This is a genomic window from Protofrankia sp. CiP1_Cm_nod4 (genome assembly GCF_982290645.1).
Genome location: NZ_CEVIVC010000138.1, coordinates 8,414 through 13,560, shown reverse-complemented (window position 1 = coordinate 13,560; position 5,147 = coordinate 8,414). Strand labels below are relative to the sequence as shown.

General features: G+C 75.0%; 4 protein-coding genes. 1 reads left to right on the top strand and 3 read right to left on the bottom strand.

What is annotated here, in order from left to right; translation table 11 throughout:
• The 3 genes from AC5LSR_RS19855 to AC5LSR_RS19845 all read right to left on the bottom strand — a co-directional run.
• On the bottom strand, positions 1–943 hold a 943-nt coding region (locus tag AC5LSR_RS19855; RefSeq protein WP_493468810.1), incomplete at its 3' end, for a zinc-dependent alcohol dehydrogenase.
• Positions 940–3,333, bottom strand: coding sequence for an HAD-IB family hydrolase (locus AC5LSR_RS19850; protein ID WP_493465290.1), 2,394 nt, complete (start codon positions 3,331–3,333; stop codon positions 940–942). The genes AC5LSR_RS19855 and AC5LSR_RS19850, both read right to left, overlap by 4 nt.
• 300 nt (positions 3,334–3,633) lie before the next feature.
• Entirely contained in the window at positions 3,634–4,629 is a 996-nt protein-coding gene (locus AC5LSR_RS19845; protein ID WP_250286956.1) for a 5'-3' exonuclease, read from the bottom strand.
• 69 nt (positions 4,630–4,698) lie between these two features.
• Between AC5LSR_RS19845 and AC5LSR_RS19840 the strand changes: the two genes are divergently transcribed.
• A complete protein-coding gene (locus AC5LSR_RS19840) occupies positions 4,699–5,142 on the top strand; it encodes an Lrp/AsnC family transcriptional regulator (protein WP_250291304.1) in 444 nt (147 codons plus the stop codon).
• Positions 5,143–5,147 lie beyond the last annotated feature (5 nt).

Below are 5,147 nucleotides of genomic sequence, written 5' to 3'. Positions count from 1 at the left end.
CGCCCGCCCGGGTGGTGCGCAGCGCCGTGGACAGCGACGACGCGCTGCCCGCGCAGTCGATCGCCACGTCCACCCCGCCGAGCAGGTAGGGCGGGCCGACCTCCGGGTCGAGCCGCAGCGCCCGGGTGCCCCGGCGCACCCCGCCGACGGCGGACGCCGGCGGCAGCACCTCGTCCGCGCCGAAGAGCCGGGCCAGCTCCACCTGCCGGCGGTGCTTGGCGACCACGGTCACCGTGCCGGCCGGAGTGAAGGCGCGCAGCGCCAGCAGGGTGAACAGCCCCACCGCGCCCGCACCGATGACCAGCACCCGGTCGCCGTCGGCGGGCGCGGCCCGCAACGCGGTGTGCACGGCGCAGGCCAGCGGCTCGACCAGCACCGCCCGCTCGTCCGGCAGGCCCGCCGGCACCGGGTACAGCTGCGAGCGGTGCGCGACCAGCGCCCCGCTCCACCCGCCGCCGGTGTCCGCGCAGAAACCGGTCTGCAGGCCGGGGGAGACATGCCCGGAGGTCACCCGGTCACAGCGGCTGGTGTGCCCGGCGGCGCAGCCGGCGCACGCGGGCAGCCCCCGGGCGGCACAGCCGAGCACCGGGTCGACGACCACCCGGGAACCCGCCGGCAGCTCCGTCCCATCACTCAAAGTAATATCCGTCTGTGTGTCGGCCACGATCTCGTGCCCGGGCACGAACGGCATCGACACCAGGGAGGCGAAGTAGAACGACGACCGCCCGGTGACGGTGGCCAGATCCGACCCGCAGATCCCCGACAGCCGCGGCCGGATCGTCACCCAGTCCGGCCCGGGACGCGACGGCGCCGGCCGGTCCCGCAGCCGCAGCGGCGCCGTGGTCGTCGCCGCCGCACCGGCCAGGGACGGCAGCCGGCCCGACACCGTCCGGGTCGTCAGGTAACGCGGCAGCGAGCGGTAGAGCTCCAGCGCGCGGCTCACCGCCGGCCCCCCGGGTCGACGGTGACGACACGGTCCGCCCCGGCGCCCGAACGTCCCGCCAGCCCGCCGCCGGGGCCGCCACCGGCGCCGGCCCGCCAGGCCCGCACCCGCGCGGCCACGGCATGGGCCCGGCGCTCGTCGCGGGCGGCCGCGACCGCGCGCGGCTCGCCCGGCGTCGACGACCACTCCTCGATCGGCCAGCCGGAGCGGCGGGCGACCCGGTACAGCGGCAGGTCGGGGCTGACCGCCACCGGGTTGCCGACGGCACGCAGCATCGGCAGGTCCGACTGGCTGTCGGCATACCCCCACGACGCCCGCAGGTTCGCCCCCACCCGCCCCGCGTAGTGGCTCAGCCACGCCGCCCGGGCGTCCCCGACCAGCGGCGCCGACGTCAGCCGTCCGGTGTAACGCCCGTCCGGCCCGACCGCGAGAGCGGTCGCGACGATCTCGTCGAACAGTGGTGCCAGCGGACGGGTGAGCACCGCGACCGCGCCGGTGAGCAGCACCGTCCGGTGCCCGGCCTCCCGGTGCTCACGGACCCGGCGGATCGCCGCCGGCTTGACCCGGCGCAGCAGGATGTCCCCGGCGACCTCGTCGACGAGACGGGCGAGCTCGTCGGGGTCGGCGCCGGCGTAGCGGGTGTACACCGCCCGGATGAGATGCCCCCGGTCCCGCTGTTCGGCGCGGATGTAGCCGGGCAGCGCACGGGCCAGCGAGGCCAGCTCCCGGCCGCGGGCCACGGTGTTCTGGTCGGCCAGCCGCAGCCACAGGTAGGACTCGATCACGGTCGAGGACACCAGCGTGCCGTCCAGGTCGAACACCGCCAGCGTGTCCGGCCCGCCGGCCGAGGCCGGAGCCACCCGGCGGGCCGGCGGCGGCGACGTGTCCGGCCCGCGGATGGTCGCCGTCACGCTCGGGATGTGGATGTCCTGCAGGTAGGTGTGCCAGTCGTAGCAGGCCGGGTCGAACCCGAACCGCTGCGCGTCGGCGGGCTCCAGCCCCTGGTGCAGGGCCCGGGTCGCGTCGTCGACGTAGACCAGCTCGGCCCGGGTGTAGGAGCGGTACAGGTCCTGGTAGCGGCGCAGGAACGACAGCCGCTCGTCGAGCTGCTCCAGGTCGCGGGCGGCCTGGCGGACCCGGTCGGAACGGGGCGCGTACGCCAGCGCCCGGCCGGCGAGCTCGGTGAACCGCTCCCCGCGGCGCAGCCTGCTCTCGACCGTCGCGGCCCCGGCGAAACGCCACTCGGCCGCGGCGACCGCGCCGCGGTTGCGGGCGACCAGCGGATGGCGCTGGAAGTACTCCCGGACATGCTCGTAGAGGTCCCGGAACAGCAGCGGGTTACGGAAGCCCGAACAGACCGTGTAGTAGGCCGGGGTGTCCGCCGGCGGGGTGGCCGCCGCCGCGGCGATGATCGCGTTGACCACCAGGTCGACCGGGATGATGTCGATGATGCCGTCGGGGGAGGCCGGGAAGTCCGGCAGCTCCCCGCGCGCGTAGGCGATGATCAGCGGCTCGGCCATCTTGAAGCCCTCGATCCACCCCGGGAACGGGCGGGCCAGCGCGCTTTCGATGATGGACGGGCGCACCACGGTCAGCGGCAGGCCGTCGCGGGAGTCCTCCAGGTAGCGCTCGGCGAGCGCCTTGGTGAAGGTGTAGCAGTCGGTCCAGCCCAGCACCCGGGCCCGTTCCCCGCCGATCTCGACGAGCCGGCGCTCCACCCACCGGCGGCGGTGGCGCTCGGCCTCGCGGGAGACCGTCTGGGCGCCGGCGCGCACATGATCGGCCTCGGCCCGCTCCCGGAAGCCGCGCAGCGCCTCGGGGGTACGGGAGGCGTCCTCGGCCGCCGCCCGTGCCCGCTGCGCGGCGGTCTGCTCCGCCCGCCAGTCGACGGTGTGCGCCAGCCGGCCCTCGGCCACGTGCCCGGAGCGCAGACCCGCCACGTACGCCGTGGAGATGTGCACGATGTGCGGGCGGGCGCCGCTGTCCCGCACCGCCCGCAGCAGCTCCTGGACCCCGCCGAGGTTGGTGGCGAAACCCGCGTCGATCGGCGGGTCGAAGGACACCTCACCGGCACAGTGGATCACGACGTCGATGTCCGCCGGCAACGTCGGCATCCGTTCCAGGTCACCCTCGAGCACGGTGACCCGCTCGCGCAGCGCCCGCTCGACCCCGTCCGCGCCGACCTGACCGCGCCAGGCGGCGAATGCCGGTTTGGCAACCAGCGCCGCGAACCGGGCCTGACCGCTACGGCCGGCGCGCGGACGGACGAGGGCGACCACCTCGGTGCCGGGCAGATCGGACAGCAGCCGTTCGAGCAGTGCCTCGCCCACGAAGCCGGTCGCTCCCGTGACAAGGACGCGCTTGCCCGCGAGCCGCTCGGGCAGCCCCACCGCCTCACCTCATTCCGTCATCGGGATTGCGTTCCGTTATCGGGGTTGCGTTGTCGGGACGCCGGTGGGCCACGCGGTGAGGACACCGGCGCGGGGCCGCGACCGGCTCACGCCGGTGAGGCTGCGTCCCCTTTCGCCCAGGTCTGCCTCGTCCGGTGCCGACCGGCCATGGAGCGGGTACGGGTGGACATTACAAGCACAGCCGCGACAAGTGACACAACCGACGTGGCCGGCACCGCAGCCAGGGCGTGTCCGCCCGGCTGCCGGCCAGCCGCCGCCCGGCTGCCGGGCAGCCATCCGTCAGACGTGCCCGAGGGCCGCGACGAGCCGGTCGCAGGCCTTCTCCACACCCCACCGCCGGGCCAGCGCGGCCAGTCCCGCGCTGTCGGCGGGCCGGGCGGGCAGCCGGTCCGGCACCGGCGGCAGGCCGACGTCGGTGACGACCCGGACCACCGGCACGGCGGCGTCCAGGTAGGCCGCGGCCTCGATGATCCGCTGCCTGCTCCGGCCCGGGAAGCCGGCGATCTCCCCTCGCGCGGCCGCGGCCCGGACCGCCGCCAGCGACCCGAACCTGCTCAGCAGCGCCGCCGCGGTCTTCGGGCCGATGCCTGACACACCCGGCAGCCCGTCGCTGGGGTCGCCGCGTAGCACCGCGAAGTCGGCGTAGGCCCGGCCGGGGATGCCGAAACGGCTGGCCACAGCCGCCTCGTCGATCACGGCGAACCGTTCGACCGCGTAGCGCACCCGTACCGGCCGGGAGTCGTCGACCAGCTGGAACAGGTCCCGGTCCCCGGTGAGCACGTCCACCTCCGCCTGGTCACGGGTGGCCAGCGTGCCGATGACGTCGTCCGCCTCGTAGCCGGCGGCCGACACCCGGGGGACGCCGACGGCGTCCAGGACGGCGTCGATGACCGGCAGCTGGGCGGTGAGCTCCGCCGGGACGTCCTCGGCCCACCCGGCGCTCCCCGCGCTCCCCGCGCTCCCGGTGCCGCCGGTGCCACCGGCGGCCACCCGGTGGGCCTTGTACGACGCCAGCAGCGCGACCCGGAACGGCGGGCGCCAGTCCGCGTCGAAGCAGGCCACCAGCCGGGTGGGACGGATCTCGACGATCTGGCGGGCCAGGGTGTCCAGCAGGCCGCGCACGGCGTTGACGGGTGTCCCGTCCGGGGCGCGCACCGACCGCGGCACCCCGTGGAAGGCGCGGAAGTACAGCGACGGGGTGTCCAGCAGCATCAGCCGACCGGCGGTGGAGGTACGCACCCGGACAGGGTGACATCCCCTGCCGCGTACCAACATCCGCCTCTTCGCGTATCGACATCCACCCAGCACACGACCACGGTCCGTGATCTGCGTACGCTCCGGATCGTGCTGGAAGACCTTGACCGTGAGATCGTCCGTCTGCTGTGCCGGGATGGCCGGATGAGCTACACCGACCTGGGCCGGTCCACCGGCCTGTCCGTGTCCGCGGTCCATCAGCGAGTACGCCGCCTGGAACAGCGAGGCGTGATCACCGCGTACACGGCCATCGTCGACGCCGCCGAGATCGGCCTCCCGCTCACCGCGTTCGTATCGATCAAGCCGATCGACCCGAGCCAGCCGGACGACGCCCCGGAGCGGCTGCGGGACCTGACCGCCATCGAGGCCTGCCACAGCGTCGCCGGTGAGGAGAGCTACCTGCTCAAGGTCCGCGTCGGCACCCCGGGCGACCTGGAAAGCCTGCTGCAGCAGATCCGGGCCGCGGCGAACGTGTCGACCCGCACCATGGTCGTCCTGTCCACCCCGTACGAGGCACGGCCACCAGCCATCTGACCGGA

Excerpts from the sequence above, each read along its gene's own strand:
- AC5LSR_RS19845 (WP_250286956.1), bottom strand. The coding sequence starts at position 4,629 with ATGTTGGTACGCGGCAGGGGATGTCACCCTGTCCGGGTGCGTACCTCC.